A 26,771-nucleotide genomic window follows, 5' to 3' on the forward strand; every position below is an offset into this window, starting at 1 on the left:
TACGCGAGTGCTGCGGCGTGTGTGGCACATTGAGTGGGAAAGCGAGTAGAGGTGTGCAGCATGAATAATCTTGTTACGCTGGGCGAGTTCGTGATTCAACATCAGCAGGATTACCCCGAAGCCACAGGTGATCTTAGCCAAATTTTTGGTGCGATTAAATTGGCGTCGAAACTGGTGCACCGTGAAATCAATAAAGCGGGTATTGCGGACATCGTAGGTTACGCCGGTCAAAAAAATGTTCAGGGTGAACAGCAGCAAAAATTGGATGTTTACGCAAATGATAAATTTAAAACGGCCTTGGCGGCACGAGGTCTTGTGTGTGGTTTGGCTTCAGAAGAGGAGGAGTCGTTTGTAGAGTTTACTCAACCACAACATAAAGGTAGCAAATACATTGTATTAATTGACCCCATTGACGGTTCTTCCAATATCGATGTCAATGTTGCGGTAGGCACAATTTTTTCAATTTATCGACGTGTTTCGCCGCATCAAGAGCCGGTACAGATAGAGGATTTTTTGCAGTGTGGTACAGAGCAAGTGGCGGCAGGCTATGTTATTTATGGGTCGTCTACTATGTTGGTTTATACCACTGGAAATGGCGTGAACGGTTTTACGTTTGACCCTTCTATAGGTGTTTATTACCTTTCTCACCCTAATATGGCCATACCTTCAAAGGGCACAATTTATTCGGTAAACGAAGGTAACTATGTTCATTTTCCCGTGGGGGTTAAACAGTATATTAAATACTGCCAAGAAAACGATGAAGCAACGCAACGGCCTTACACTTCACGTTACATTGGTTCTTTGGTGGCTGATTTTCACCGAAACTTATTGAAAGGTGGCATTTTTATCTACCCGTCATACGCGGAAAACGCCTGTGGGAAGTTGCGGTTATTATACGAGTGTAATCCAATGGCGTTTATTATGGAGCAGGCCGGTGGTGCGGCATCAGACGGTAGGTCACGTATCATTGAACGAGTACCTAACGCCTTACACCAGCGAACCCCGTTTTTTGTGGGGTCGCCTAAAATGGTAGAGAAAGCAGAAGCGTTCATGGCATATGTTGGCTCGTGACACGGGGTACCGAAGCGGTAAATAAGAGCCCAAAAAGAGGTTGAACGTTGGTCTTTATAGGGCCCGCTGAGTGTCTCTGAGCGTTGCCTTACATGCGCTCCATGGTTTCTATTCCCAGTAGCTCTAAGCCTTGTTGTAGGCGTTGGGCAACGTTCTTACTGAGTTGTAAGCGGCTGTTACGGGTATTGTCGTCGACATCGCTTTTTAATATAGGGCACGCTTCGTAAAACGTCATAAACAAGCTGGCGAGGTCATATAAATACGTGCATAAAATATGCGGCATAGCGTCGGCACTAACGTGCTCAAGTGCCTCGTCAAATTGCAATGTTTTCAGTACCAATGATTTTTCTTGGGGTTCTGTTACGCAGAGTTCGCCGGAGAAACTATTAAGGTCGATATTGGCTTTACGGAATATGCTACATATACGTGCATAGGCGTACTGCATATACGGCCCTGTATTGCCTTCAAAACTCAGCATAGCGTCCCAGTTAAAGATGTAATCATTGGTGCGCGTTTTAGATAGGTCGGCATATTTTACGGCCCCTATGCCTACTTTTTGAGACACTTCTTTTATTGTCGCAGCGTCTAATTCCGGATTTTTTTCACTAACGATTGTGTGTGCACGTTCAATAGCCTCGACCAGTAAGTCGGCGAGTTTTACGGTGCCGCCGCTTCGTGTTTTAAACGGTTTACCATCGGCGCCCATCATGGTGCCGAAGGGATGATGTTCGAGGTTGACCCATTCATCGACAAAACCTGCTTTGCGTGCAACGGTGAATACTTGCTGCATGTGCAACGATTGGCGAGCGTCAATAAAATAAAGTATGCGATTAGCTTTTAAGGTGTTGGCGCGATAGCGCAGTGCCGCCAAGTCGGTAGTGGCGTATAAATATCCGCCGTCTTTCTTTTGAATGATAACAGGGCTGGGGTTCCCATTTTTATCGGCAAGCTCTTGCAGGAAAACGACTTGAGCACCGTCATCTTCGACTGCTAGCGCTTGGGCTTTTAGAGCCGTTACGGTGGGGGCTAAATCTTCATTGTATGCGCTTTCGCCGCGAACGTTAGACGCGTTCAGTGTGACATTCAGCGTTTGGTAAATATCTTCGCTATGCTTCAGCGATACATTTTTAAATTGTTCCCAAAGCCTTAATACCTTTGCATCGCCAGATTGTAACGCGACCACGTATTGGCGTGCTCGGTCTGCGAAAGCGGTGTCTTTATCGAAGTGAGCTTTTGCTTGTTGGTAGAAGCCTTCTAAATCTTTTAAGGCGAGTTCAGCGCGTTCTCCATCACCTAGCTGCTCTTCGAGTTCGGCAATGAGCATACCAAACTGAGTGCCCCAGTCGCCGACATGGTTTTGGCGTATCACCTTGTCGCCACGAAACTCTAATATGCGGGCGATGGCGTCGCCAATAATAGTAGAGCGCAAATGCCCCACATGCATTTCTTTGGCAAGGTTTGGTGAAGAATAATCGATAACGACGGTTTGGCTATCGATACGCTCTTGTGCGGGCATATCGTACTGTTTGGCTAACCATGTACTGGCTAAATGAATATTGATAAATCCTGGGCCGGCGATGTCTATTTTTTCTGCAATGCCGTTAAGGTCCAGGTGATCGACGATTGTTTGCGCCAGTACGCGGGGGTTGGTTTTCATCGCTTTAGCGGCAGCCATAGCGCCATTGGCTTGGTAATCACCAAAACCGGCCTTTTTACTGATGGCAACATGAGGGCTATAGTCGCTAGGAATACCGGCATCTGACATGGCATGGCGTACACGATCGGCGAGAAAACTACGAATATTCATGGTAATAATATCTTGAATGCTGAAGGAAGCGCGATTGTAACGGCATGGCTGTCAGAAGCAAGTTTGTGGGTCAAGAAACCAACGAGTTTTAACGAGGGTAGGTATTGCCACTCAGGGCGGATAAATAGGCTATAGGTTTACAGCGCGTTAGCATAGAGAATAGCGAGGCTGTTCTATAATGGTAGACGAGATAAAGAAGCGTAAACGAATACGACGGAGAAGGGATGGGTATGACAACAAATATTGTAACTGAGCGCGACGCAGGCGTATTGATGATCACCTTGAATCGTGTCAATAAGAAGAATGCACTTAATCAGGCCATGTATCAGGCGCTGGCGGAAACGCTGAATGCGGCGGCGGATAACCAAGCGGTAAGGGTCGTGTTGATAACGGGTGTGGAAGATTGTTTTTGCAGCGGTAACGACCTCGCCGATTTTGCTAATTTTATGTCGGAGCCGGAGAAGCTGGCAGGCAGTGAGAACCCCACACTGGCCTTTATGTTAGCTCTGGAAAAATGTCCTAAACCGGTGGTGGCGGCAGTCTCTGGCCCCGCAGTGGGCATAGGAACAACAATGCTTTTACATTGTGATTTAGTTTATTGTGCAGAAAATACAGCGTTTTCGTTGCCTTTCGTTAATTTGGGCTTAAGGCCAGAGTATGCCAGTTCATATTTGCTGCCGAGATTAGCGGGCCATGCGCGAGCGGCAGAATGGATATTATTGGGTGAGCCTTTTGGCGCAGAGGCGGCTTATCAAGCGGGCTTGGTTAATGGCGTAGTGGATGATCCTCTTTTAAAAGCACGCGAAGTGTGCCACAAGTTGGCGGCTCAAGCGCCTATAGCCGTTCGTGAGGCGAAGGCGTTGCTAAAGTTATCGGGTCGAAAGGCGGTGAGCGATACGTTGAATACAGAGCTCCAAAGCTTTGTCGCGAGCTTGTCGAGCCCTGAGTTTGGAGAGGCGGTAACGGCTTTTTTTGAAAAGCGTCCAGCCGATTTTTCTAAAATTTAAATAGTGGATTACCAGGAACAGGTTAATTATATGAGCCAAATACCGTTGGATTTTAGTGGGTATACCGTAATGGTGGTAGGTGGCACCAGCGGTATTAATCGTGGTATTGCTGAAAGCTTTGCACGGGCGGGCGCGAAGGTGGCGGTGGCGAGCCGTAGTGAAGAAAAAGTGGAAGATACGGTCGCGGCGCTGTCGGTATTAGGCGCCGAAAGCATGGGGTTTGCTGCTGATGTACGCGATCAGGCGTCGATTAAAAAGGGCTTCGAGGACGTTGAACGCGTATTGGGTAAGTTTGACGTTTTAGTGAGCGGCGCGGCAGGAAACTTTCCTGCGCTGGCCAATGGTATGTCGGCGAATGGTTTTAAATCGGTGGTCGATATCGATTTACTCGGTACGTTCCATGTAATGCAAGCGGCTTACCCTCATCTTAAAAAACCGGGCGCGAGTATTATTAATATTTCTGCGCCTCAGGCTTTTTTACCGATGGTGGCACAATCTCATGTGTGTGCGGCGAAGGCTGGTGTAGATATGATAACCCGGACATTGGCGATGGAATGGGGCCCAAAAGGTATTCGTGTGAACAGTGTGGTGCCCGGGCCTATTGAGGGTACCGAAGGCATGAAGCGTTTGGCGCCTACCCCAGAGCTGGTTTCGCAAGCCACGCAGAGCGTACCCCTTAAACGCTTGGGGCAGCCCGATGATATTGGGAATGTTTGCTTGTTTTTAGGTTCTTCGTTAGCTAGCTATGTGAGTGGTACGGTCATACCGGTAGATGGCGGCTGGGCATTGGGAGGCGTTTCGGCGTTCAGCGCAACGCTTGGTGATTTTATGATGCAAATGTCGGAAGAGTAATGGCGCTGTCTGGTTTTGCATTGAATAGACCTTAAACCACACCCTTGCTATGATCGCGCCTTGCCCATTGGGGGGCGCCATTAACGCAAGAGGGCCGTATGACTGTAAAAGTTACCCAGCTGATCCTTAAGTTCAGTTGTAATGACCAGCCTGGAATAGTGGCGTCTGTCGCTAGTCTGTTTTCTCTCCAAGGGTTCAATATTCGCGAGTCGTCACAATTTGAAGATGTGACAACGCGTCGTTTTTTTATGCGTACGTTACTTGAGTCGGTCGAAGGGCCTAAAAGCCTTACTGATGTCACTTCGGCTTTTCAGTCTGTTGCTGATCGTTACCAAATGGATTGGACACTCACTAACGGCACAAAACGCACCAAGGTGTTAATTGCTGTTTCTCAGTGGGGGCATTGCCTTAATAATTTACTGAATGGCTGGAAGCACGGCACATTACCTGTCGATATAGTGGGAGTGGTGTCTAATCATGATGATATGCGCTCGCTTAGCGAATGGTACGATGTGCCTTATCACTATTTACCGGTGACTAAAGAGACTAAGGTCGAACAAGAAGCTCAAATGTTAGGCTTGATGACTGATACCGGCGCTGAGCTATTAGTGCTCGCGCGATACATGCAAATACTGTCCGACAACCTCTGTAAGCAATTGTCAGGGCGCGCTATTAATATTCATCATTCGTTCTTACCCGGTTTTAAAGGCGCGAAGCCTTATCATCAAGCGTATGAACGTGGCGTAAAACTTATTGGGGCTACGGCGCATTACGTAACCGCCGAGTTGGATGAAGGGCCTATTATTGAGCAGGAAGTGGAGCGTGTGACACACGCGAATTCACCAGAAGAGCTTGTAGAATTGGGCCGTAATACCGAAGCCGTTGTATTGCAGCGTGCGGTGCGGTGGCATGCAGAGCATAGGGTTTTATTGAACGGTAAGAAAACCGTGGTATTTGCGCGTTAAGTCTTTAACGCGACGTTGCAGCAGTACAACCGTGCAACCGTGCAACACACGGTGTTGATGGTAAGCGGTCAGGCCGGAGCCTGACATCGGCGGCTAGGGTAACAGACTGTAGTGGCTGAGTATTCTAGCCTGCGATTATTAGCCCTCATTGACTGCGGGAATACATTTTAGCAATGCCTGAAATGGGTGTTGTACTCGTTTTCCGTCCTCTCTTTTTATTTGACTTCTACATGAATATCCCGTGGCTAACAGTTGAGTGGTCTCAATATTGGCTACGGGTTTTTTCCAGCTCAAGGCATATATTTTTTTAGAGGTTTCCTGGTTGCGAGCTTCATGGCCGTAGGTGCCTGACATGCCGCAACAGCCTAACGATAAAATATCCAGCGTATGCCCTAGCGCTTCAAAAACCAGTTTCCATTGATCGCGTTCTTTTGTGGCATGGCTTTGCTCAATACAGTGCGGCATTAATGTAAAGGTTTGGCCTTGATCGGTGGCATGGGTTTGCAGGCGTTCTAGGTTTTGACTCAGCCATTCCTGTAGTAATAAAACATTGGGCGCACTGTGTTCGCTATCTTCATTTTGCAAGAATTTTGTATATTCGGCGCGATAGGTGTAGGTCATTGATGGGTCTACGCCGATCAAGGCAATTCCGGCATCAGAAAAACGATTGAGCATTTTTGAATTGCGGCGAGCGACGCGTGTAAACCAATTTAAGAACCCATGTACATGCAATGGTTTTCCGTTGGCTTTATAAGGGGCGATATAGGGCGTAAACCCAAGAGCGCGCAGTAATAATACAATATCTATAATTAAGGGCGTTTCGAAATAGCGTGTAAACGCATCTTGTACAATGACAACGGTATTCGCTTTTTCGGCATCACTCATTCGATTGATCACGCGTATATCGGCTACTTCTATCGCGCGCTTTCGTAGCGATACGCGAGAAATTTGAGGGCCATCGATAAAACCTACCCACTTCTCTAATAGATACTTGATTGGCCTAGCACCCATAACCGTGTTGTAAACCAGTGGTAATTTCGCACATACCGGCAATAGAAACTCCAGCGTGCCCACCAAATAATCTTTTAAGGGGCGTAAATAACGGGTGTGATACAGCGCAATAAAACGCGAGCGAAACTCGGGAACGTCAACTTTTATGGGGCACTGCCCAGCGCAGGCTTTACACGATAAACAGCCAGCCATTGCATCGTACACATCATGAGAAAAATCGTCTTTATTGCGATTACCAATGGCGTTGAACAGTTTGCCCGGAAAATGAGCGAGCGCCGAAAGGCCACTAGTATTTTTCAGCTCCTGCTGAGGCGTTACTTTTTGATCGGATAACAATTTTAACCACGTGCGCACAAGGGAGGCACGGCCTTTAGGGGAGTGAATGCGGTCACGCGTCCCTTTCCATGAGGGGCACATGGCATCGTTGGGGTTCCAATTGTAGCAAGCACCGTTACCGTTGCAGTACACGGCTTCGCTAAAGCTCTTCCACGTGTCTGGCGCTATTTCGCGGTCATATTGCCCTCGTGTAGGCACTTCATTAATTTTTAGTAATTCTATTTCTGCAGAAGGCGTTGCAATTTTTCCAGGGTTAAGTTGGTTATACGGGTCGAAGGCGGCTTTTATGCGTTGCAGCTGTGGGTAGAGTTCACCAAAAAATTTAGGTGAATATTCAGAACGCACACCTTTGCCGTGCTCTCCCCACAAAAGGCCATGATACTGTTGGCATAAATCGGCAACGCGATCGGATATTTCCCACGCCATTTCTTCTTGCTGAGGGTCTTTCATGTCGAGCGCGGGGCGAACATGTAATACGCCGGCATCCACATGGCCAAACATGCCGTATTCCAACTGATAGCCGTCAAGTATTTCACGAAATTCGAGAATAAAGTCGGCGAGATTTTCTGGTGGAACGGCGGTATCTTCTACAAAAGGAACGGGTCGTGCTTCACCTGCGGCGTTGCCAAGTAACCCCACCGCACGTTTGCGCATTGCCCAAATACGCTTTACGGCGTCATCGCCCCATGCGAGTGAGTAGCCAATGCGCCCTGTCGGTTTTATTTCTCCTTCATCGAAATCGGGTGTATTACTGCTATGCCCAATGGATTGTTTGAGGATGTGCGCGAGACGATCAATACCGTCTTGTAATATTTGTTCCGTGTCGCCTGTAAATTCTACGAGATTAATACCCATAATGTTTTGAGTATTATCGTCGGTTAACCCGGTGGTGTTCGCATCGTCAAAGAAGGTTTCAACCTGATCCCAGATGAAATCGTTCATCGCTAAGGTGAGCACTTTTGAATCGATGGTTTCAATAGACGTAGGGTTAGCGCGCATAAGTTCGGTGGCGTCGCGTAATGAACTATTAAAGTCTGAGTACTTTACAATGACTAGTACCGAATGCTTTGGGATGGTGAGTAAATTCAGTTTTGCTTCGGCAACAAATCCGAGTGTTCCCTCGCTGCCACATAAAATATTGTTGAGGTTCAGCTTGCCGTTTTCGTCGCGAATATGGGCTAAATCGTAGCCGGTGAGACAACGGTTTAGCGGCGGAAATACTTCATCTATTAACGCGCCATGTTCTTGTTGAATGGCGTCTACAAGTCTATGGATGTTAGCGCAGCGATCACTACCTTGGCTGAGAGCGTTAAATTCTTCCTCATCCAGTGCGCGGGTTTCGAGCGTTGAACCATCGGCGAGTATCGTTGTAAGTTCCAATACATGGTCGCGGGTTTTTCCGTATACACACGAACCTTGGCCGGACGCATCGGTGTTAATCATGCCGCCAATCGTGGCGCGGTTGCTGGTTGAAAGATCGGGCGCAAAGAATAGGCCGTGTGGTTTAAGTGCGGCGTTAAGCTGATCTTTAACAACACCGGATTGCACCCGTGCCCACTTTTCTTCTACGTTAATGTCGAGCACCGCATTCATGTGACGTGAGGTGTCGACCACAATGCCGTCGGTTAAGGACTGCCCGTTGGTACCAGTGCCGCCGCCACGAGCGGTGAGTACAATGCTTTTGTAGTCCGGCTCGCCGGCGAGCTTGGTTAGGGTAATGAGATCATTAATATCGCGCGGATGAACAATACCTTGTGGCAGCACTTGATACAGCGAGTTATCAGTGGCTAAGGATAATCGATGCCCCATGTCAGAGACGATTTCGCCGGAAAACCCTTTGTTGGCCAGTGCTTCTAAAAAAACCAAGTACTGCGTTTGCTGGTCGTTGAACGGGGTTAATTTAGGGATCATAACAGCGCTATCCTGTGCCAGCGGCAATAACAAAGCTTCGCAGCTAGACTATAGTAAACATATGGTGAACGAGAGTGGCGCATTTTAAACCCTTGTCAGGGCTGGGTCACCTGCAGGAGAAGAATGAACGTCGTTGCGCAATTTAATGATAGTTTCGAACGAAATGTGTCTAATCATTTTGAGCTTTTTTTTCGCACGTTTTATAACCATTTCGAGGCGCTATCGCCGCAAATTAGCGCTGTATTTGCACACACCGTTGAATCCCGCCGACATGAAATGCTTGAAGATTCCATCTTGATGTTAATGAGTTGTTCTGCAGGTAAGGAAGCATCCGTCGAACTTAAGCATTTGGCGAGTTTTCATGCAAGGCAAGGGATTGATGTAAGGATGTACGACGATTGGTTTGAGGCGTTGATGCAAACGCTAACTGAACTTGATGATACGTTTTGCGATGCAGATAGACATGCCTGGCAGGAAATGCTGTTACCCGGTATAAGGTATATGAAGGATTATCATGAATAAGTGACTACTGAATAACTTCCAACCTATCTCCCAGCTGTAACCCCCTCGCTCTTGCCTTTTCCGTACCGCCTTCTAATATCGCATTCATACCAAACGCGGGTGCTTTATTGCTCCCTGGCATGGGGTTGATGGCGGTTAGCTGTTTGAAAGGTACTGCATTAGGCAGGCGTTCGCTGGTGTCGGGGTTGAGTGTAATAATAGAGCAACGTTGGCATGGGTCTATCAGCGAAAACTCAAAGCCAGAGGCGTTGTGTCGAAGCGCCTTGACATGATGCTCTGCGAAGCCCGGTAATCCGCTGAAAACAATATTGGGCCTGAAGTGGCGTATGTCTACTTCCGGTAAGTGTTGAAGGCTCAGTGAAAGGTTTAACGCGTAGAGCGATAGTGCATTGGCCACAAGAAATGGCGCGGCATCGGCAAAGTGTGTGGCATCGGCACCAAATCGATCGGGGTAGCCTGGTAAACGTGGCACGCGTTTGTCAAAATAACCGAGGAAAAGGGGTTCGTCAGAATCTAGAGCGTTGGTCACCCATTCGTTGACTGCGGTGTGGGCAATAAAGGCCGTAGCCTCATCGCGCCATATATGAATAATTTGGGTGCGCGCGTCTTCTATGTCGGGGAGTGTTACGGGGCAGGGCGCAATGGCTTTATCAGCATCGTTAAAATATAAATTAAATCGTTTGCCATCACGTCGAATACGAATGAGGCCCAATCTTGGGTTTTTACGTTGGCTTAAAAACACGCCGTCTTTATTTAAAATAACCCACTCACGATCACCCGAGATACCCTTCGCAGAAATTGAGCATTGAGCTAGGCCAACGCCGGCACAAGATTTAACCGGGTAGTGATACAAGCCTGTAATCGTAACTTCCACGTTCTACCTATTTTTACTTATCGACTTGCGCTGAATTGCAAAAGTACGCTTTGGGCACCTACCAATTACGGTAATGTTAAGGCTTTCTGTTCTCGAAAGCCGCTAATTGTGCTGCGGTGGCAGGCTTTTGGTGTTTCGCTTTCCAGTCATCATAGGGCATACCGTAGACTTTTTCGCGCGCTTGGTCGTAATCGACTTCAATCCCTTGCTCTTGTGCAGCCGCGGCGTACCACTTGGCGAGGCAGTTTCGACAAAATCCCGCAAGATTCATCAACTCAATATTTTGTACGTCTTTGCGTGAGTCTAAATGTTTGAGTAGCTTCTGAAAGACCGCCGCTTCTATAGCGTTGTTCGTTGAATTGCTCATGGGAGGTTTCCTCTGCTAGCCAATATGGGCGTTGAGATTAACGCCATTTAAACAATTACGAAAGGGTAATAATACAATTAATTTGAACGACAGTCGCGCCCTGTATTGGTGCGATATTTTGGCTTGAACGACGCCTTATTGGGGTGAAAGCGATCGTTACGGACACGAGAGTGATTTCAAAGTGGGCGCGACCGCACCTTTATGGTGCTTTATTATGCGGTAGTGGTGTCCAAAAAACAGTCTAGAATCCTTTGTTGTACGGTGGTGTGATTTTTAAGTCTTTGTATTTTATACATTTATTATATTTTTTCTGATTTTTTATAGGTTTGGTTTCTTTTTTGCATTAGTCAATATGACTGGCGAGCAATGTGTCTCCTCCAAAACCAGTCTGGTGCAAATCTATTAAAAAATATGTGGCAAAACTATGACTTATTCCACTCCCCAAAACCCTGCTATTCGGCCGCAGAGCACGAAAGTTGGAAAAGTTTGGTTGGTAGGCGCTGGCCCTGGCGACCCCGACCTCCTTACGGTTAAGGCCTTGCGTGTAATACAGCAGGCAGACCTCATTCTTTTTGATAACTTGGTTAGTCAAGATATTCGTGCGCTATTCCCGCACGCCGTGCCGGCCTTCTACGTGGGTAAGCGTAAAGATGATCACAGTATTGCTCAACAAGACCTTAATGCCTTGTTATTAAAAAAGGCCAATCAGGGGCTGAGTGTTGTGCGCATAAAGGGCGGTGACCCTTTCGTATTTGGCCGTGGTGGTGAAGAGTTAATGGCTCTAATCCAGGCGGGAGTTGATGCCGAGGTTGTACCCGGTATCACGTCGGCATCGGGTTGTACTACTGCCGCAGGAATACCGCTAACGCATCGCGGTGTTGCGCAAGGCTGTACCTTTGTTACAGCCCACGGAGAAACCGAATTACATTTGGATTGGCATTCACTCGCACATATTGGACATACACTGGTTTTCTATATGGGCGTGAGCCGAGCGCACGTAATTGTCAAAAATCTAATCGGTAATGGTTTGGCCGCTAATACGCCTGCCGCCATTATCGAAAATGGATGCCGCCCCGATCAGCGTGAAATTATTGGTCATTTGGGCGAGCTGAGCCAAATGGTAGAAAAGAATAAGGTCCAATCGCCCGCGCTAATTATAGTGGGCGAAGTTGTCAATCTTTCAAGCCAGCTTCGTGCAGTCCCCCAGATGGACATGTTGAACAAGAGCTGTGCCTAAGCACTGTAAGAATTTTTGAGGAAAAAAAATGAGCAAGCAAAGAATTGTAGTCGTTGGTAACGGCATGGTGGGGCACAAGTTAATTGATAACTTAATCAAACACGAAAATGCCGACCAATATGACGTTATCACGTTTTCGGAAGAGCCTCGTTTAGCCTATGACCGCGTGCAGTTAAGTGCGTATTTTTCGGGGTCAACGGCTGACGATTTGATGCTAACGTCCGAAGCATATTACGAAGAAAATGGCGTTAAGTATGTGCTTAATGAAAAAGTTGTTGAGCTTAAAACCGCCGAAAATAAAGTTGTAACGGCGAGCGGTCGAGAAGAAAGTTACGATAAATTAGTGCTTGCGACGGGCTCCTTTCCGTTTGTCCCCCCTATCCCAGGAAAGGATCAACCGCACTGCCTAGTTTACCGCACCATAGAAGATTTAGAGGCCATTACCGCGTCTGCGAGTGAGAGCAAAGTTGGTGTTGTTGTGGGTGGCGGGTTGTTGGGTTTAGAAGCTGCAAATGCCTTGCAAAATTTAGGGTTAGAGGTGCATGTTGTTGAGTTTGCACCGCGACTGATGGCTGTACAGCTCGATGAAGGTGGTGGCGAATTACTTCGCAGTAAAATTTCCAGTTTAGGTGTGAATATCCATACTGAGAAAAACACACAAGATATTGTAGCGGGAGAAAATGCACGTTACAGAATGAATTTTGCTGATGGATCACATCTCGAAACGGATATGATTTTATTCTCGGCCGGTATTCGTCCACAGGATGAACTCGCACGCCAATATGACATTGCTATCGGCGAACGAGGCGGGATTGTCATCGACAATAACTGTCAAACCTCTGTTGAAAACGTGTATGCGGTTGGTGAGTGCGCGCTCTGGGAAGGGCGGATTTATGGATTGGTTGCACCGGGTTATACCATGGCCAAAGTTGCCGTATCCCATATGACCGGTGGCCAAGAACAATTTACCGGTGCCGATATGAGCACCAAATTAAAACTGCTTGGCGTCGACGTGGCGAGTGTTGGTGATGCACAAGGACGTACGCCAGGCTGCTTAAGTTACGTTTATCAAGATGGCGTTAACGGCGTGTATAAACGCATTATTGTGTCAGAAGATAAAACTCGCTTGCTAGGTGCCGTACTGGTTGGTGATGTAGAGGCCTATGGAACGCTTCAGCAAATGTGCGTCAACAGCATGGATTTACCTGAGACACCCGAAGCGCTTATTTTGCCGGCACTGGAAGGTGGAGCCGCATCAGCAGGAATGGGTGTTGATGCGTTGCCAGAAGGCGCGGTTATTTGTAGTTGTAACGATGTGACGAAAGGCCAGATTTGTTGTGCCGTACAAGACGGGGCTGCCACGATTGGTGATATTAAATCGGCCACAAAAGCGGGCACAAGTTGTGGTGGTTGTGTTGCGTTAGCCACGCAAGTTATGAACAGTGAACTGGAAAATCTTGGTGTAGAAGTTAACACCGATCTTTGCGAGCACTTTGCCCATACACGGCAAGAGCTACATCACATTGTACGCGTGGAAAAAATTAAAACGTTTGACGCGCTTATCGAAACACACGGTAAAGGTTTAGGCTGCGATATTTGTAAACCAACCGTCGGTTCAATTTTAGCGAGTTGCTGGAATGATTATGTGCTCGAGGATAATCATGCACCTCTGCAAGATACCAATGATTATTTTATGGCGAACATGCAGAAAAACGGAACTTACTCGGTTGTGCCGCGCGTGCCAGGTGGTGAAATTACGCCTGATAAATTAATTGTATTGGGGCAGGTCGCTAAGACCTATAACTTGTATACCAAAATTACGGGCGGCCAGAGAATAGATTTGTTTGGTGCGCAGCAACATGAACTGCCTCTTATTTGGAAAGAACTTGTAGAGGCTGGTTTTGAAACCGGGCATGCCTACGGGAAATCGTTAAGAACCGTTAAATCCTGTGTGGGTAGTACATGGTGTCGTTACGGCATGCTCGACAGTGTGGGAATGGCCATACGTTTAGAAGATCGTTACAAAGGGCTGCGTTCTCCCCATAAAATAAAATTTGCCGTATCTGGTTGTACACGAGAGTGTGCCGAAGCGCAAAGTAAAGATATTGGCGTTATCGCAACAGAAACAGGGTGGAGTTTGTATACCTGCGGTAATGGGGGTATGAAACCACGTCATGGCGATTTGTTTGCAACAGGGCTCGATGATGACATGCTGATCAAATATATCGATCGTTTGTTGATGTTCTATGTTCGCACCGCTGACCGTTTACAGCGCACCTCTGTTTGGATGGACAATCTTGAAGGCGGTTTAGATTATCTAAAATCGGTTGTGGTTGACGATAAACTCAATGTTGCCAGCGAACTGGAAAATGAAATGAGCCATGTGGTAGGGACGTATCAGTGCGAGTGGAAAACGACGCTTGAAAACCCAGAAAAGCTTAAACGCTTCCGTACGTTTGTGAACAGTGACGAAAAAGATAATACCGTTGTTTTTGTAGAAGAGCGTGCGCAAATTCGCCCCGCTACTGAAGAAGAATTAATTAAATTTGTTGAATCTGAAGAGCCTGTATCAGCCTAGGAGATTGCGTTATGAGTACGACCGAATTGAACTGGGTATCGGTATGTGATGCCAATGATTTAACGCCATTCTTGGGTGTAAGAGCGCTGCTTGAAAAAGAGCAGGTGGCCATTTTTAAAGTGAAAGATGCGCTATATGCTGTAAATGCCATAGACCCGTTTACCAAAACGGCTATTTTGGCTCGGGGTATTGTAGGTGATTTACAGCAGCAAATAGTGGTTGCTTCGCCATTGTATAAACAGCATTTTAATTTAGAAACCGGTGTTTGCTTGGAAGATGAAACGGTAAGTGTTAAGACCTACTCGATTCGTGAACAAGATGGAAAAATACAATTAGCGGCAGGATAACGTCCGTACTTAATTGATCCGCTGACATGATAAACGACAGCAGGAACGCCATAATGGGGTTCCTGCTAAATACACATGGGGGAACGACTTAATGCTGTTTGGTCGAAACAAGAAAAACCCAATTAAAATTCGAAACAAAGGTGCCGTGGAGTGGAAGTACTCTACGTGCGGTTATTGTTCGGTTGGGTGCTCCATTGAGATTGGTATGAACGAAGATGGTGTACCCGTGACCACGCGTGGCGTAGGTGGCGCGGATGTCAATCGTGGAAAGTTGTGTATTAAAGGTTTAACCGAAGCCCAAATATTTGATTCCGTGGGTCGTGGTACACGTCCGAAAATTCGGCAGAAGTCGTTCGACGAGTGGGAAGACACCACATGGGATAATGCGCTCGATAAAACGGCCGATGAATTTAAACGTATTCAAGAGAAATACGGTCGCGATTCTGTGGCTATTATTTCAACCGGTCAGATCATGACTGAAGAATTCTACACCTTGGGTAAGCTAGTTAGAGGGGTAATAGGCACGAATAACTACGATGGCAATACCACCTTATGTATGGCTTCGGCGGTATCAGGTTATAAACGTTCCTTTGGCTCCGACGGGCCTCCTGGGTGTTACGGCGATTTTGAACATACTGAATGTTTAATGGCTTTTGGTTCGAATTTGCCAGAGCAACACCCTATTATCTATTGGCGATTGAAAGAAGCATTAGAAAAACGAAAATTTCCGGTCATTGTGATAGACCCTCGCGTCACAATGTTTTCTCAGTTTGCAGATATGCACTTAGCCATTACGCCCGGAACAGATCTTGTTCTTCTAAATAGCCTCGCCTATGTGATTTTAGATGAAGGCCTAGAAGACCGTGCGTACATTGACGCTAGCTGTAGTAATTACGAAAAGTTTTCTAAAACCGTAGCCGATTACGATCCTGTGTCGGCGTCCAAAATTTGCGGAATTGATGAAGATACTATTCGAAACGTTGCGCGGCTATATGCCAAAGCGGGTTCGGCTATGTCGATTTGGACAATGGGTATCAATCAGAGTACCCATGGCTCGGACGGTGTGTGCGGTATCAATAATTTAAATTTAATCACGGGTAATATCGGCAAACCAGGAGGCACAAGTTTGTCGATTACAGGGCAAAATAATGCGATGGGCACACGTGAGTGGTCCTCGTGTTCAGGGTTGCCTGGGTATAGGGCGTTAGAAAAACCAGAGCACCGTGAAGAGGTTGCAACGTTTTGGGGAATTGATTCAAGCTTTTTTCCCGAAAAACGAGGTTTAGTCGAAACAGATATTTTTCCTGCCATCGAAACGGGCCAGATTAAAGCGTTATGGCTGGTCGCAACCAATCCCATGACATCAATGCCAAACTCCGCTCGTATTCGTAAAACGTTTGAAAAACTGGAGTTTTGCGTGGTGCAAGATTGTTACGAAGATGTTGAAACAACGCAGTATGCGAATGTTTATTTACCTGCGGCGCTCTGGGCTGAAAAGCGTGGGTGTTTTACCAATACTGAGCGACGCGTAAACCTGACCAACCCAGTGGTGAAGCCCATAGGTGAGAGTAAATCTGATTTTTGGATATTTACTCAGTTAGCTAAGCGGTGGGAGCAGGGACAAAAAATCACATTCCCAGACGATACAGAAGAAGTATTTGAGGAGATGAAAGCGTTATCTAAAGGCGCTCATCGTATGTTGGATATTTCCGGTATGAGCTATGACCTTATTGAAAAGTCGCGTGGTATTCAGTGGCCTTTCCGTGAAGGGCAAGACAAAGGTTCGGCACGTTTGTATACCGACGGTGTCTTCCAGCACGGTGACGGCAAAGCCAAACTCATGGACATGCCTTATATTGAAAACAACGAATGCCCTTGCGAAGACTTTCCCTTCTGGCTTAACAGTGGCCGTGTAGTCGAGCACTTTCACACCCGCACAAAAACAGGAAAAGTTGGAAACTGTAATAAGTTTAGCCCAACACCCTATATGGAAATAAACCCTGATGCGGCGGCCGATTTGGGCGTTAAACATATGAGTTATGTTCGCCTTGTGTCTCGGCGTGGTGATGCCGTTGTGCTCGTGCAAACCACGCAACGTGTTGCTCGTAATATGGTCTTTATTCCCATGCATTTTCACGATTGCATTAATCGTCTGTCGCTAGGGTTGCTCGACCCTTATTCTCGACAGCCAGCCTTTAAACAATCAGCCGTTCGCATTGAACACATTGACCAAAAAGAAGCGGCTCGTCTTAACGTTGAAATGCGCGCGTTCTAGGGGAATACACTATGTTTGAAGTGAGAGATGACGAACCCGGTTATGCAAAACTATTTGACCCCATAACGGACGAGAAAAATCGTTACGGTGCCGATATAAAATTAACGCCCGTAGAAGATAACGGCGTTAGTTTACGTATTAATGGTGATGAGGGGATAGGCAGTAATCCAAACCGTACGAAGCAGCACGCCTTTCATTTTACAGCGGACAACTGCATTGGGTGTCATGCCTGTGAAGCGGCTTGTAGCGAAAAGAACGATTTACCTCCACATCTTAGTTATCGCTCCGTGGGTTACGTAGAAGGTGGAACATTCCCTAACTTTACACGCATGAATATTTCAATGGCGTGCAATCATTGCGATGATCCTGTGTGTCTAAAGGGTTGCCCCACTCGCGCGTATACGAAACACCCCGAGTATGGCGCGGTTATTCAAGACCCTGATATTTGTTTTGGTTGTGGTTACTGTACCTGGGTATGCCCCTATAATGCCCCACAGCTCGACCCCGTGAATGGCCAAGTTGAAAAATGTAATATGTGTGTCGATAGGCTTGAAGTAGGTCTTAAGCCCGCGTGTGTATCAGCCTGTATTGGCAATGCGCTTAATTTTGGTGTGGTAGAAAACATGCCTGAAAATCGTGAGCAAATCGAAACGCAAATTCCTGGCTTTCCCGATCCTTCAATCACTAACCCCAATATTCGTTTTCAGCAAGTCAAAACCATGCCGCGAGAAGTTACGCGAACTGACTCCATGCCTGTGAAATACCATAAAAGTAATATCGATGGACAATACAAACCTGTTGTCGATCAAAAAGATGGAATAGAAAAGCACTGGAATATTAAGCGTTTATCTTCGCGAGAAAACCCATTGGTATTATTCACGTTGGTAACGCAAGCGGCTATTGGTGTGTTTGCGGTTGCGTTTTTGGGTGGGATACTCGGCGTGCCGGCATTAAGCGCTGCAATGGATTCGATTATGTATGTACCCATGATTGCCATTGCGTTTGGGTTGGCGGGTTTTGGGCTGTTTTTATCCACGACCCACTTAGGTAAACCAATACGTTTTTACCGTGGGTTTAATAACCTTCGACATTCTCCCGTGAGCCGTGAAGGGGCTGGCGTAGCGGTATTTATGGGCTTCGCGGGCTTACACTTGCTTACCATGCTGCCGAGTAACGGGCTGTTTCAAACGTTGTTCGGTGATGGGCTTGTTGCTTATATGGTAATGCCTTCCATTGTTACCGGAGGGCTAGCGTTTTGTGGCAGTTTAGTCGGTTTGTATTATATGTACCGCTGCTACCGCATTAAGGCGCGCCCGTTCTGGGATCACTGGCAAACGGCTACCACTTTTGTGGGCAGCGCGTTGGCGATGGGTGGTGTAGTGGTTGGGTTAATGAACGTGCCTTACTTGGCGTTATTGGGTGGTGACTATAGCGCGCTACTGTCCACTCTAGGGCCTGTGATTGTGCTTGGATTAGTGATGGAAGGGCTTGGTTTGTACCGGCACGCTAAAGATCTGAACGGAGCCGAAACGGAAGGCGCTGTTTCGCATTACATTCAATCGACAACCTTTGGTAAAAGCTACCTTCTTAGAAACACGTTAATAGCGTTGAATAGTGTGGCTGTTGCTGCTTTGAGTATTGCGGCTATTAACGGGTGGCTAGCGATTAGCTTATGGGGTTTTGTCGGGCTCAGTTTGATTGCCTCTGCGCTAATTGGTCGTGCTATTTTTTATGTGTTGGTGGTTCCAACCACGATGCCCGGCGCGTTCTTCTGGAAAAATAAAGCGTTTGAAGAGCACGCGCGAGAAATTGGCTTGGCCGCCAACCCAGCGGTAGGTGTAGCGACATGGAAACACTAATGTAATTTGCTTTTTGCACCAGTTGGAGCGGCTTCGGCCGCTCTTTTTTTTGCCTGAAGATTAAGGATTATTCGCCGTTTTCGCAACGTTTAAAATAGCCGCTACTGCGGGCTTAGGTTTTTTGTTTCGGTCGTAAGGCAAGGTATAGTTTGTTCGGTTGGGTATGGGGTAATCGTTCTTCCATGACATATCGTCGTGTACGCCCCAAAAGGTTACGCGATCGATAGCATCTTTATACTGGTAGAAAATACCGAAGAGTTCGGCGTATCGGTTTGCCAGTTGTTGTTGGACATCATTCGGTAAACCGTTGGCGTATGGGTCTAGGTAGGCCTTAAATTCCTCTTCTTGAAATTGAGGGTGCATCATGCCGGTACCAATAATTTGGCCTTCACGTGTTAAGGGCAGTACATCAATATCGAGTTCGGTAATCATGACTTTAATACCGAGTGCTGAATAGGCTTTAATGGCTTCTTCAATATAGCGGTTGTCGGGGTAATTGAGCCCCCAATGCCCTTGAATACCCACGCCATCTATACGTAGTCCCTCAGCCTGAAGCATTTTTATCATACGAACAATGCCGTCACGTTTTTTGGGCCGCCACGCGTTAAAGTCGTTATAGTAGAGTTCGGTGTTTGGGGCGTATTGGGCGGCAAACTTAAAAGCCGATTTTACCATGGTGTCGCCATCGCCAACGCCGTTTACCCACGTTGTTGGCCGGTAAGAACCGTCATCGGCAATAACTTCGTTGACCACATCCCATGCGTGAACCTTTCCAGCGTATCGACCTGCAACCGTTTCTATATGGCTACGCATTTGCTCAATTTGCGCTGTAGGTGAGAGGGGTTCGCCATTCTCATCGTTAAAAAACCATTGTGGTGTTTGATTATGCCACACCAGCGTATGGCCAACGATAAACATATTATGCGCTTTACCGAATTCAACATAGGCGTCGGCAGGGGCAAAATTATACACCCCAGGTTGTGGGTTAATAGGCGCGGCTTTCATACCGTTTTCGATGGTAATTGTATTGAATTGCGTTGTGACAATGGTTTGGGTCTCGGCATCTTCGCCAGAGATTATCGCGTGATTTGTTGCGCTCCCCACTAAGAAAGCCGCTTTAAAGGCTGTTTTGAGAGGTATGTTTTCTGGTGTTGCTTGTGGTTTAGTGCAGCCACTTAATGCCAGTGCAGTGATTAGGACAGGTAAAAATAATTTCACGGTGTACCACCTTTGGGTTGTTTTTATTCCAGAAGAATGGAGTGTTTATAGGGGGGAAGGCTCTATGCTGGTTAATAAAACATAATGAGTGAAAGGCTTCAAGCTTTCGGAGAACGGGAAGGGTACGGCAATGACAGGCGCTGCATGGCGTTTGTAAAAAAGCGTGTGAGTTGAGTACTATTGTAATTCGGTTAAATTAAACCATAGCTCGGGGCGGTCTAACGGGGTTTTGGAACTTAAATTGGGGTTTGGAAGTTCAAATACAGTGCGTTTAGAAAGACGCGCCGCGCTGAAATACGCATCGTGATACTGGTAAAACAATCGTGTGAAAGACCCGTCTTTTATGGCGATCTCGAACCCTTTTTCGAGTGTTGTTGCGAGCCGTTCATTTTTGGGCGAGACGAAAAAATAAAAGGCAGTGGGATAGTGAAGGAGAAGTGTTTCTTCTATATGTAGTAGCTGCGCATCGGGCAACTCGGTTTCATGCCAAATTTCAAATGCCGATCGCGGAAAGTAATCTACACGGCCGTGATAAAGCATTTTATATAAATTTTCGCGTGCCGGAGCGGTTATAACGTTTAGGCCTGCATGTTTTAAAATACTGGTGTCGGGCCATCCACGGCCTTGGCCTGCGCGTACGCTTTTGAGTTGCCCAAAGGATTTAATGGTGGAAAATGTATCGATATCGGTGTCTCGTATAAAGAGAAGCCGCCAGCCACTTAGCCCTCTGAAAACGGGATAGCGTATGGGCCGAAGCTCCGATTCCCGACGTGGATTGGTATGTAGCATCGCAATATCCAGTTTATCTGAATCTAAATACCGTGATTCACGTGCTTCTGGAATAGTCGCTATATCGACTTTTTCTAAGCGATACGGTTGACCCGATTTACGTAATACCAAATCGAGCAGTGCGCCGTAGTAGAGGCCTTGCGGTAGATAGACTTTGTCTGCTGGGGCGTATGGGTATTTGACAACAAGTACATCGGTGTTGCTTTGAGCGGGAGGGTTTTTCTGAGCCTTTGCCGCTGTTGATAGAGCAAGCACACACGCTAGGCATAAGAACTTAGTGCAAGATAACGTGCGCATGTATTACGGCAACCCAAATAGAACCATAAAATAATAATAGCCTACAGTTTCGGTATAAGCTGAAAAAGTTACTTTAGACATACCTTATGAACAGTGCACGGCAATGTATAAGGCCGTTCGGTTAGGTTGCTTTGGGTGTGGCGGTTTGCGTTGAGGCTGAGAGGTTGGCGTTTGAAATGCCTGCAGATGTTCGTATCCTACGTGCGGCCATATCCACCCCGATATTCATTAACGCCGCCACTATCACCAATAAAAAGGCTTTGTCGTAGCGAATCTCTTCAAATGCCGAGTCTATATAAAACCCTAATGTTGTTACGCCCAATAACCCCAAAATGGCGGATTCGCGCATGATGACCTCCCAGCGATAGAGCAATAGGGTGAGTAATTGCGGGAAAATACGCGGCACTATTTCAAAACTATATAAGTTAACGTTTTTTGGATGATCCGCGCGCAGTGGAAGTTGTTCCGATTGGCGCGCAATAATGTAGCCGATTAAGCCGCTATTGTGGATGGCTAAGGCAAGAATCGCGGGTAGGCCAGATGGGCCGAAAACAAGCAATAGAATAAAGGCTATAACAATTTCGGGCGTGGAGCGCAGCAATAACAGTAAACCGTACCCCGCGATATTGGCTCGGCCAACGATGGGCTTACTCGCAAGGGGAAACAGGATGAGTGCCAAAAGGCCTGTCAGTACTAATGCTAAAAGCGATAGTACGAGCGTATAACCCGCAGCGGGAATGAGTAGTTCGAATAGCTGTGTGCCATACCATTGCGCGGCGGCGAATAGCTTGCCTTCAAGTAATGGCGCGGGCCAAATGTCATGACTAATAAATTGCCAAAAATAGCTGCCGTAAACGGGCGGCGAATCGGGTAACCAAAACCAGGCCGTTACACTATAAAATGGAATGAGTGGCCATTTTAACCAATAGCGTATGCTTGCGATTAAGCCGAAAAACACCCATAAAACACAGGCTGCTTCTGAATACTGCCCTTGCTTAAAGGCCGATTCAAAATAGAAGCCCAACGTAGGTAAACCGATAAACCCTAGTATGGCGCTTGAGCGCAACGCACATTCAAACCGATAGCGTACATAGGTTGTCAGTTCCGGTAGGGATTGTGCAAAGAGCGTATAAAACCATTGGCTAATACCTTTTTTACTTTCGAGGGTAAGGGACGGGAGGGACGATTGTCGGTCAAAAGTTTCGGAAAATATTTTGGCAAAAATACCCGTGTAAGGGATAGCGATTGCGAGTATGCCAGTGACGGCCGATAACCCGAATGTTTGCATTAATATTAGCCCCCAAAACAGCTCGTGCACAGCGCGAATACTGGCGGAAAATACACGAACGCTACGGTGTGCAAACAGTGTTGAAAGTAATAGGCCGGCTACAACAGAGGTTAAAATAGCAATAAATGCGAAGGCGATGGTGTGTAAAAGGGCGTTACCCAATGTACTCCAGTTATGCCACTGTGGTGTGACAAACCCTGTAAAAATGCGGCGTAACTCTTGCCACGGCTCGGAAGGGTAGAGCGATAAATCCGCAAAAGGTAAGCTCAATAGAGCGGCCAATAGAAATAAGACGCTTACACGCAAAAAAGGACGGTCATGTAAATGTCGCAAATAGTATGCGTGACAGGCGAGTGCGAGCGATTTAAAGCCCAGCATAAAAGTGACTTAATTGTTCTGAGGAAGCCTGTGCCGAAGGGCGATCAAAAATAATTTCACCGTTGCGAATACCCACAATACGATCGAATACCGATAATGCCAATTGAGGATCGTGCAATGCGACGACGACGGTAGAGTGGTGAGTAAGAATTTGGGATAGCACTTGCTGGCTTCGCGAGGGGTCGAGCGCGGTAACGGGTTCGTCGCCAAGAAAAATATTTTTTCGTCGATAAATGGCCCTGGCAATGGCGACGCGTTGTCGTTCGCCACCTGAAAGACGTGCCACCGCTTTGGTGAGTAAGTGTGCGATACCCAATTCTGCGCCGAGATTTTGGATAGCAGTTTTCTGTTGCTGTACAGGAAGTAACAGGTTCCACAGATTATAAAGTGTGGAATGTTGCTCTAGCTGGGCCATATAAATATTGTGAAACACAGATAGAGAATCGACGAGCCCGAGTTGTTGTGGGCAGAGCGCACACTGGTCTCGTAGTTGTTGGTGTAGCGCCATTAATAGCGTTGATTTTCCTGCGCCGCTAGGGCCTAGCAGCGCAATCTTTTCACCCGATTTTATGGTGAGATTGATGTTATGTAATACTTGCTGGTCGTCTGTTTGACGGCAGAAGTTATGTAACTCAATTAAAGGCTGGTTCATTGCAATAAGTGTATGGCGCGCGCAGTATCTTCTATTGCTTGGTAGTCGCTGTTACTGGCAGGTACAAACGACGTACGAGGAAAACGTTTCAGCAAGGATTCGTCTTTCATGTTGAGTAGAGCATGTTGTACCTTTTGTGTAAAACCTTTGCCGTATTGGCTGTCTGCGTCACCGCGTATTGTCCATTGATAATCGGGATAATCGGGCGTTGTCCAAATAACGTTCACTTTCTCAAGGTCGACTTTACCTTCTGAAACCGCTGTTTCCCATACAAGGTAATTTAACGCCCCTACTTGGTAGGCGCCTGCCTGTACTTGAGCGAGTGTCATGCTGTGGTCGCCCGAAAACCCAACGCGAGTAAAGGCTTTTTCGGGGGCTTGCTTAAAGTGTTCACGAATATAAAATTCGGGCATAAGCCGACCAGAAGTGGAACCCTTAGATCCAAACGTAAAGGTCTTATCTTTTATTGCGTTAGGGAAATTTTCCGAGGGCGTTATATTCGTGCTGTGGTGCGCGATAAAATAGGTTTTAAAAAACTGGTCTTCGTACCCTTGAGCGAGTGCTTGCGAACCAGGTACTTGTATACGGGCCTGTACCCCCGAAAGCCCACCAAACCAGGCCAGTTGTACTTGGTTGTTACGAAATGCGGTGACGGCCGCCGCATAGGACTTTACGGGTATATACGTAACTTCTATCCCTAACGTTTGCGCGAGGTAGTCGCTTATTTTACTAAACCGTTCCACCAGCCGAGATTCGTCTTCATCTGGAATAGCGGTGAACGTGAAGGTTTGCGCGCTAACCGAAAAAGTTAAAATTAAAAATATTATTCCGATGAAAAGTTTGAATGTGTTCATTGGTCACCTGATTGTAGATAGTCAAGAATAGCGTTGGGTCTGCCGCGAAAGATAACGCGATCGGTTTTCTTTTTAGTTTGGTAGTCATACATGGGGTCGTAGTAATCACGTAGTAACGTTTCGATCCATGCTCGATGGTGTTCTTCGTTGCCGTTTTGCTGGGCGCTTAAGGCATCGTTCATTTGTTGGTTCAAGTGTGTAAAACGGGTACTGCCTAAGCGCTTACGTATTCGGTAAAGCGATTGTTGTAGCTCGGTGGAAAAAGTTTCGAAGCCGATTTCTTCGCCATAGATCGCAAGGCTATCTTGTAGATTGCGACGAATATAGTTTTCGAAAGAGTGTGTTACCCGTTCTTCTAATGTTGTTTCAACGAGCACCAAAGGTGCTTCCCCCATTTTAGTGTGCAACGGCACAGGCAAACAAAGCCTGCCAATGAGACGGCTTTCGTCTTCGAGAATAGTTGGCTGTTGCGGGTATTGATGGGCTTGTTTTAACAGTGCTACCGCAATCGCATTTTCGAACGATATTAGTGGCGGTTGGCCTCCTATACGCCTCCCAAAAGCGCTGCCGCGATGATTCGCTAGCCCCTCTAAGTCGATGCTATTAGGGAGTTTGTTTAGCAGGTCTGTTTTCGCCGAACCGGTGTGCCCACCCAAAATAATTAGAGGCCGCGCTTGCGTTTGCTGTTCCAGCGTGTCGATTAAGTAGCGCCGCATGGCTTTATAACCGCCGGTAATACGCGGGTAATCACACCCTGCTTCGGCCAACCATTGTTGGCAAATTTGGGAGCGTAAACCACCGCGAAAACAAAATAGGTAGCCCTCGGGGTGACGTTTTGTAAATGCTAGCCACGTATCGAGGCGCCGTTGCTTTGTTTCACCGCAGACCAGTTTATGCCCCAATGTGATGGCGGCGTCTTGGCCTTTCTCTTTATAACAAGTGCCGACTTTTTCCCGCTCTTCGTTTGTCATTAACGGCAGGTTTTCGGTGCATGGAAAGCTGCCTCGATCAAATTCGATGGGTGCACGGGTATCGAACAAAGGCGTATCGTTTAGGAAGAGTGTTTTAAAGTCTGCGCTATCGGTCATGTAGAAACCTCGACGCGATGGCCATATTCATAAGGGAGCAGTTTTCCGATCGCGGTAGCGTGTAACGCGGCGTCTTGTAGAAGGCGTTCCACCTCTACTTGCGCAGAGGGTTCTACGGCGATCAGTAACCCTCCACTGGTTTGCGGATCGCATAGGGTATATTTTTGCTGGTCGGTAAGAGCCGACACTTTCTCGCCATAGCTTTCAAAATTACGCAGTGTGCCGCCAGGAATGCAGCCTTGCGCAAGGTAGTCGTTAACAGGCTCCAGCAATGGCACTGTACTCGCTTGGATATGCGCTTTTAGGTGGCTACCTTCACACACTTCAATAAGGTGGCCTAATAAGCCAAACCCTGTGACATCGGTAATGGCTGTTACGCCTTTAATGGACGAAAGCGCACTGCCTATATTATTGAGTTTGCACATCCAGTCGCGCGCTAAAAACTCGTGTTCAGCGCGGAGTTTTTTCTGTTTTTGTGCTGTGGTGAGTACACCAATGCCAAGGGGTTTGGTGAGGTACAGCGTAGAGCCTGCGGTTGCCGACGCATTTTTACGTAAACGTTCTTTGGGTACTCTACCCGTAACGGCGAGCCCAAATATGGGTTCAGGTGAATCTATACTGTGACCGCCGGCCAATTGAATACCGGCTTGCGCGCACATCTCTCGGCCGCCCTCAATAACGCGTGCAGCGATTTCGGGGGGAAGGAGATTGACGGGCCAGCCTAGGATGGCGATGGCCATAATGGGGGTTCCGCCCATCGCGTAGATATCGCTAATGGCGTTTGCAGCGGCAATACGGCCGAAATCGAATGGATCGTCGGCGATAGGCATGAAAAAATCAGTGGTACTTAGAATGACTTCGCCATTCCCTAGATCGTATGCAGCGGCGTCATCGCGCGTACTATTACCGACAAGAAGGGACGGATCTGCGGGGTAAGATGTACTACTGGCTAGAATCTTATCCAGTACTGCAGGGGATATTTTGCATCCGCATCCCGCGCCATGACTGAACTCCGTTAGTTTTATAGTCTTGCTCATGATGGCCGCTTCATAATGAAAAGCGGAATGATAAGGGCTTTGGACACGCTTGTCACAAGCTTCGCAATAATGAAATGCACAGCGGCGCTGCGGTACCCTTGTGGTGCAGTGTTAGAGGTAGGTTGAATCGCAACGCTAAATGTAGTCGGAA

Annotated in this window: 21 protein-coding genes; 10 read left to right on the forward strand and 11 right to left on the reverse strand. The window is 47.2% G+C overall.

Annotation, left to right across the window (positions count from 1 at the left end; all coding sequences use genetic code 11):
• Positions 1-60: 60 nt before the first annotated feature.
• Positions 61-1,071, forward strand: coding sequence for a class 1 fructose-bisphosphatase (gene fbp / locus H5647_RS10310; RefSeq protein WP_045858363.1), 1,011 nt, complete (start codon positions 61-63; stop codon positions 1,069-1,071).
• 88 nt (positions 1,072-1,159) lie between these two features.
• On the opposite strand, the gene argS is transcribed toward fbp, so the two are convergent.
• Positions 1,160-2,878 carry an arginine--tRNA ligase gene (argS, locus tag H5647_RS10315; protein WP_045858365.1) on the reverse strand — a complete coding sequence of 573 codons (1,719 nt, stop codon included), beginning with the start codon at positions 2,876-2,878 and terminating at the stop codon, positions 1,160-1,162.
• A gap of 230 nt (positions 2,879-3,108) precedes the next feature.
• Here argS and H5647_RS10320 point away from each other — a divergent pair, with 230 nt between their 5' ends.
• From H5647_RS10320 to purU, 3 genes are all read left to right on the forward strand, one after another.
• Entirely contained in the window at positions 3,109-3,885 is a 777-nt protein-coding gene (locus tag H5647_RS10320; protein ID WP_045861286.1) for an enoyl-CoA hydratase, read from the forward strand.
• A gap of 30 nt (positions 3,886-3,915) precedes the next feature.
• Positions 3,916-4,737, forward strand: a complete 822-nt coding sequence (locus H5647_RS10325; protein ID WP_045861287.1) for an SDR family oxidoreductase — start codon at positions 3,916-3,918, stop codon at positions 4,735-4,737.
• Positions 4,738-4,835: 98 nt separating this feature from the next.
• On the forward strand, positions 4,836-5,702 hold the full coding sequence (purU, locus tag H5647_RS10330; RefSeq protein ID WP_045858367.1) for a formyltetrahydrofolate deformylase: 867 nt from the start codon (positions 4,836-4,838) through the stop codon (positions 5,700-5,702).
• A gap of 138 nt (positions 5,703-5,840) precedes the next feature.
• Here purU and ydiJ read toward each other — a convergent pair whose 3' ends face one another.
• Positions 5,841-8,960: a D-2-hydroxyglutarate dehydrogenase YdiJ gene (gene ydiJ, locus H5647_RS10335; RefSeq protein WP_045858369.1), complete on the reverse strand. Its 3,120-nt coding sequence runs from the start codon at positions 8,958-8,960 to the stop codon at positions 5,841-5,843.
• A gap of 123 nt (positions 8,961-9,083) precedes the next feature.
• Here ydiJ and H5647_RS10340 point away from each other — a divergent pair, with 123 nt between their 5' ends.
• The gene (locus tag H5647_RS10340; RefSeq protein ID WP_045858371.1) at positions 9,084-9,482 is read left to right on the forward strand and encodes a globin; all 399 of its coding nucleotides are present in this window, start codon (positions 9,084-9,086) and stop codon (positions 9,480-9,482) included.
• 4 nt (positions 9,483-9,486) lie between these two features.
• Here H5647_RS10340 and H5647_RS10345 read toward each other — a convergent pair whose 3' ends face one another.
• Complete coding sequence (locus H5647_RS10345) at positions 9,487-10,356, reverse strand: MOSC domain-containing protein (protein WP_045858374.1); 870 nt, start codon at positions 10,354-10,356, stop codon at positions 9,487-9,489.
• Between the two features lie 76 nt (positions 10,357-10,432).
• The gene (locus H5647_RS10350) at positions 10,433-10,723 is read right to left on the reverse strand and encodes a DUF1244 domain-containing protein (RefSeq protein ID WP_045858376.1); all 291 of its coding nucleotides are present in this window, start codon (positions 10,721-10,723) and stop codon (positions 10,433-10,435) included.
• A 424-nt stretch (positions 10,724-11,147) separates the two neighbouring features.
• Between H5647_RS10350 and cobA the strand changes: the two genes are divergently transcribed.
• From cobA to H5647_RS10375, 5 genes are all read left to right on the forward strand, one after another.
• On the forward strand, positions 11,148-11,960 hold the full coding sequence (gene cobA, locus H5647_RS10355) for a uroporphyrinogen-III C-methyltransferase (RefSeq protein WP_045858378.1): 813 nt from the start codon (positions 11,148-11,150) through the stop codon (positions 11,958-11,960).
• A gap of 28 nt (positions 11,961-11,988) precedes the next feature.
• Complete coding sequence (gene nirB / locus H5647_RS10360; RefSeq protein ID WP_045858380.1) at positions 11,989-14,538, forward strand: nitrite reductase large subunit NirB; 2,550 nt, start codon at positions 11,989-11,991, stop codon at positions 14,536-14,538.
• 11 nt (positions 14,539-14,549) lie between these two features.
• Positions 14,550-14,885: a nitrite reductase small subunit NirD gene (nirD, locus tag H5647_RS10365; RefSeq protein ID WP_045858381.1), complete on the forward strand. Its 336-nt coding sequence runs from the start codon at positions 14,550-14,552 to the stop codon at positions 14,883-14,885.
• 91 nt (positions 14,886-14,976) lie between these two features.
• The gene (locus H5647_RS10370; RefSeq protein ID WP_045858383.1) at positions 14,977-17,160 is read left to right on the forward strand and encodes a molybdopterin oxidoreductase family protein; all 2,184 of its coding nucleotides are present in this window, start codon (positions 14,977-14,979) and stop codon (positions 17,158-17,160) included.
• 11 nt (positions 17,161-17,171) lie between these two features.
• The gene (locus H5647_RS10375) at positions 17,172-19,019 is read left to right on the forward strand and encodes a DmsC/YnfH family molybdoenzyme membrane anchor subunit (protein ID WP_045858384.1); all 1,848 of its coding nucleotides are present in this window, start codon (positions 17,172-17,174) and stop codon (positions 19,017-19,019) included.
• A 60-nt stretch (positions 19,020-19,079) separates the two neighbouring features.
• Here the strand turns inward: H5647_RS10375 and H5647_RS10380 are convergent, their stop codons facing one another.
• The 7 genes from H5647_RS10380 to selD form a co-directional block, all read right to left on the reverse strand.
• The gene (locus tag H5647_RS10380) at positions 19,080-20,237 is read right to left on the reverse strand and encodes an endo-1,4-beta-xylanase (RefSeq protein ID WP_082087023.1); all 1,158 of its coding nucleotides are present in this window, start codon (positions 20,235-20,237) and stop codon (positions 19,080-19,082) included.
• A 177-nt stretch (positions 20,238-20,414) separates the two neighbouring features.
• A complete protein-coding gene (locus tag H5647_RS10385) occupies positions 20,415-21,323 on the reverse strand; it encodes an amino acid ABC transporter substrate-binding protein (RefSeq protein WP_162926354.1) in 909 nt (302 codons plus the stop codon).
• A gap of 121 nt (positions 21,324-21,444) precedes the next feature.
• Positions 21,445-22,989: a PhnE/PtxC family ABC transporter permease gene (locus H5647_RS10390; RefSeq protein ID WP_236074864.1), complete on the reverse strand. Its 1,545-nt coding sequence runs from the start codon at positions 22,987-22,989 to the stop codon at positions 21,445-21,447.
• Positions 22,976-23,641, reverse strand: a complete 666-nt coding sequence (locus H5647_RS10395; RefSeq protein WP_045858387.1) for an ATP-binding cassette domain-containing protein — start codon at positions 23,639-23,641, stop codon at positions 22,976-22,978. Before H5647_RS10395 ends, H5647_RS10390 begins: the two co-directional genes overlap by 14 nt.
• Complete coding sequence (locus H5647_RS10400) at positions 23,638-24,495, reverse strand: putative selenate ABC transporter substrate-binding protein (RefSeq protein ID WP_045858389.1); 858 nt, start codon at positions 24,493-24,495, stop codon at positions 23,638-23,640. Before H5647_RS10400 ends, H5647_RS10395 begins: the two co-directional genes overlap by 4 nt.
• Positions 24,492-25,583 carry a tRNA 2-selenouridine(34) synthase MnmH gene (mnmH, locus tag H5647_RS10405; protein WP_045858390.1) on the reverse strand — a complete coding sequence of 364 codons (1,092 nt, stop codon included), beginning with the start codon at positions 25,581-25,583 and terminating at the stop codon, positions 24,492-24,494. Before mnmH ends, H5647_RS10400 begins: the two co-directional genes overlap by 4 nt.
• Positions 25,580-26,620 carry a selenide, water dikinase SelD gene (gene selD, locus H5647_RS10410; RefSeq protein WP_045858392.1) on the reverse strand — a complete coding sequence of 347 codons (1,041 nt, stop codon included), beginning with the start codon at positions 26,618-26,620 and terminating at the stop codon, positions 25,580-25,582. The genes mnmH and selD overlap by 4 nt, the downstream gene beginning before the upstream one ends.
• Positions 26,621-26,771: the final 151 nt, after the last annotated feature.

Source organism: Teredinibacter purpureus (assembly GCF_014217335.1).
Lineage (GTDB): Bacteria > Pseudomonadota > Gammaproteobacteria > Pseudomonadales > Cellvibrionaceae > Teredinibacter > Teredinibacter purpureus.

Excerpts from the sequence above, each read along its gene's own strand:
- fbp (WP_045858363.1), top strand. The coding sequence starts at position 61 with ATGAATAATCTTGTTACGCTGGGCGAGTTCGTGATTCAACATCAGCAG.
- argS (WP_045858365.1), bottom strand. The coding sequence starts at position 2,878 with ATGAATATTCGTAGTTTTCTCGCCGATCGTGTACGCCATGCCATGTCA.
- H5647_RS10320 (WP_045861286.1), top strand. The coding sequence starts at position 3,109 with ATGACAACAAATATTGTAACTGAGCGCGACGCAGGCGTATTGATGATC.
- H5647_RS10325 (WP_045861287.1), top strand. The coding sequence starts at position 3,916 with ATGAGCCAAATACCGTTGGATTTTAGTGGGTATACCGTAATGGTGGTA.
- purU (WP_045858367.1), top strand. The coding sequence starts at position 4,836 with ATGACTGTAAAAGTTACCCAGCTGATCCTTAAGTTCAGTTGTAATGAC.
- ydiJ (WP_045858369.1), bottom strand. The coding sequence starts at position 8,960 with ATGATCCCTAAATTAACCCCGTTCAACGACCAGCAAACGCAGTACTTG.
- H5647_RS10340 (WP_045858371.1), top strand. The coding sequence starts at position 9,084 with ATGAACGTCGTTGCGCAATTTAATGATAGTTTCGAACGAAATGTGTCT.
- H5647_RS10350 (WP_045858376.1), bottom strand. The coding sequence starts at position 10,723 with ATGAGCAATTCAACGAACAACGCTATAGAAGCGGCGGTCTTTCAGAAG.
- cobA (WP_045858378.1), top strand. The coding sequence starts at position 11,148 with ATGACTTATTCCACTCCCCAAAACCCTGCTATTCGGCCGCAGAGCACG.
- nirB (WP_045858380.1), top strand. The coding sequence starts at position 11,989 with ATGAGCAAGCAAAGAATTGTAGTCGTTGGTAACGGCATGGTGGGGCAC.
- nirD (WP_045858381.1), top strand. The coding sequence starts at position 14,550 with ATGAGTACGACCGAATTGAACTGGGTATCGGTATGTGATGCCAATGAT.
- H5647_RS10370 (WP_045858383.1), top strand. The coding sequence starts at position 14,977 with ATGCTGTTTGGTCGAAACAAGAAAAACCCAATTAAAATTCGAAACAAA.
- H5647_RS10375 (WP_045858384.1), top strand. The coding sequence starts at position 17,172 with ATGTTTGAAGTGAGAGATGACGAACCCGGTTATGCAAAACTATTTGAC.
- H5647_RS10385 (WP_162926354.1), bottom strand. The coding sequence starts at position 21,323 with ATGCGCACGTTATCTTGCACTAAGTTCTTATGCCTAGCGTGTGTGCTT.
- H5647_RS10390 (WP_236074864.1), bottom strand. The coding sequence starts at position 22,989 with ATGCTGGGCTTTAAATCGCTCGCACTCGCCTGTCACGCATACTATTTG.
- H5647_RS10395 (WP_045858387.1), bottom strand. The coding sequence starts at position 23,641 with ATGAACCAGCCTTTAATTGAGTTACATAACTTCTGCCGTCAAACAGAC.
- H5647_RS10400 (WP_045858389.1), bottom strand. The coding sequence starts at position 24,495 with ATGAACACATTCAAACTTTTCATCGGAATAATATTTTTAATTTTAACT.
- mnmH (WP_045858390.1), bottom strand. The coding sequence starts at position 25,583 with ATGACCGATAGCGCAGACTTTAAAACACTCTTCCTAAACGATACGCCT.
- selD (WP_045858392.1), bottom strand. The coding sequence starts at position 26,620 with ATGAGCAAGACTATAAAACTAACGGAGTTCAGTCATGGCGCGGGATGC.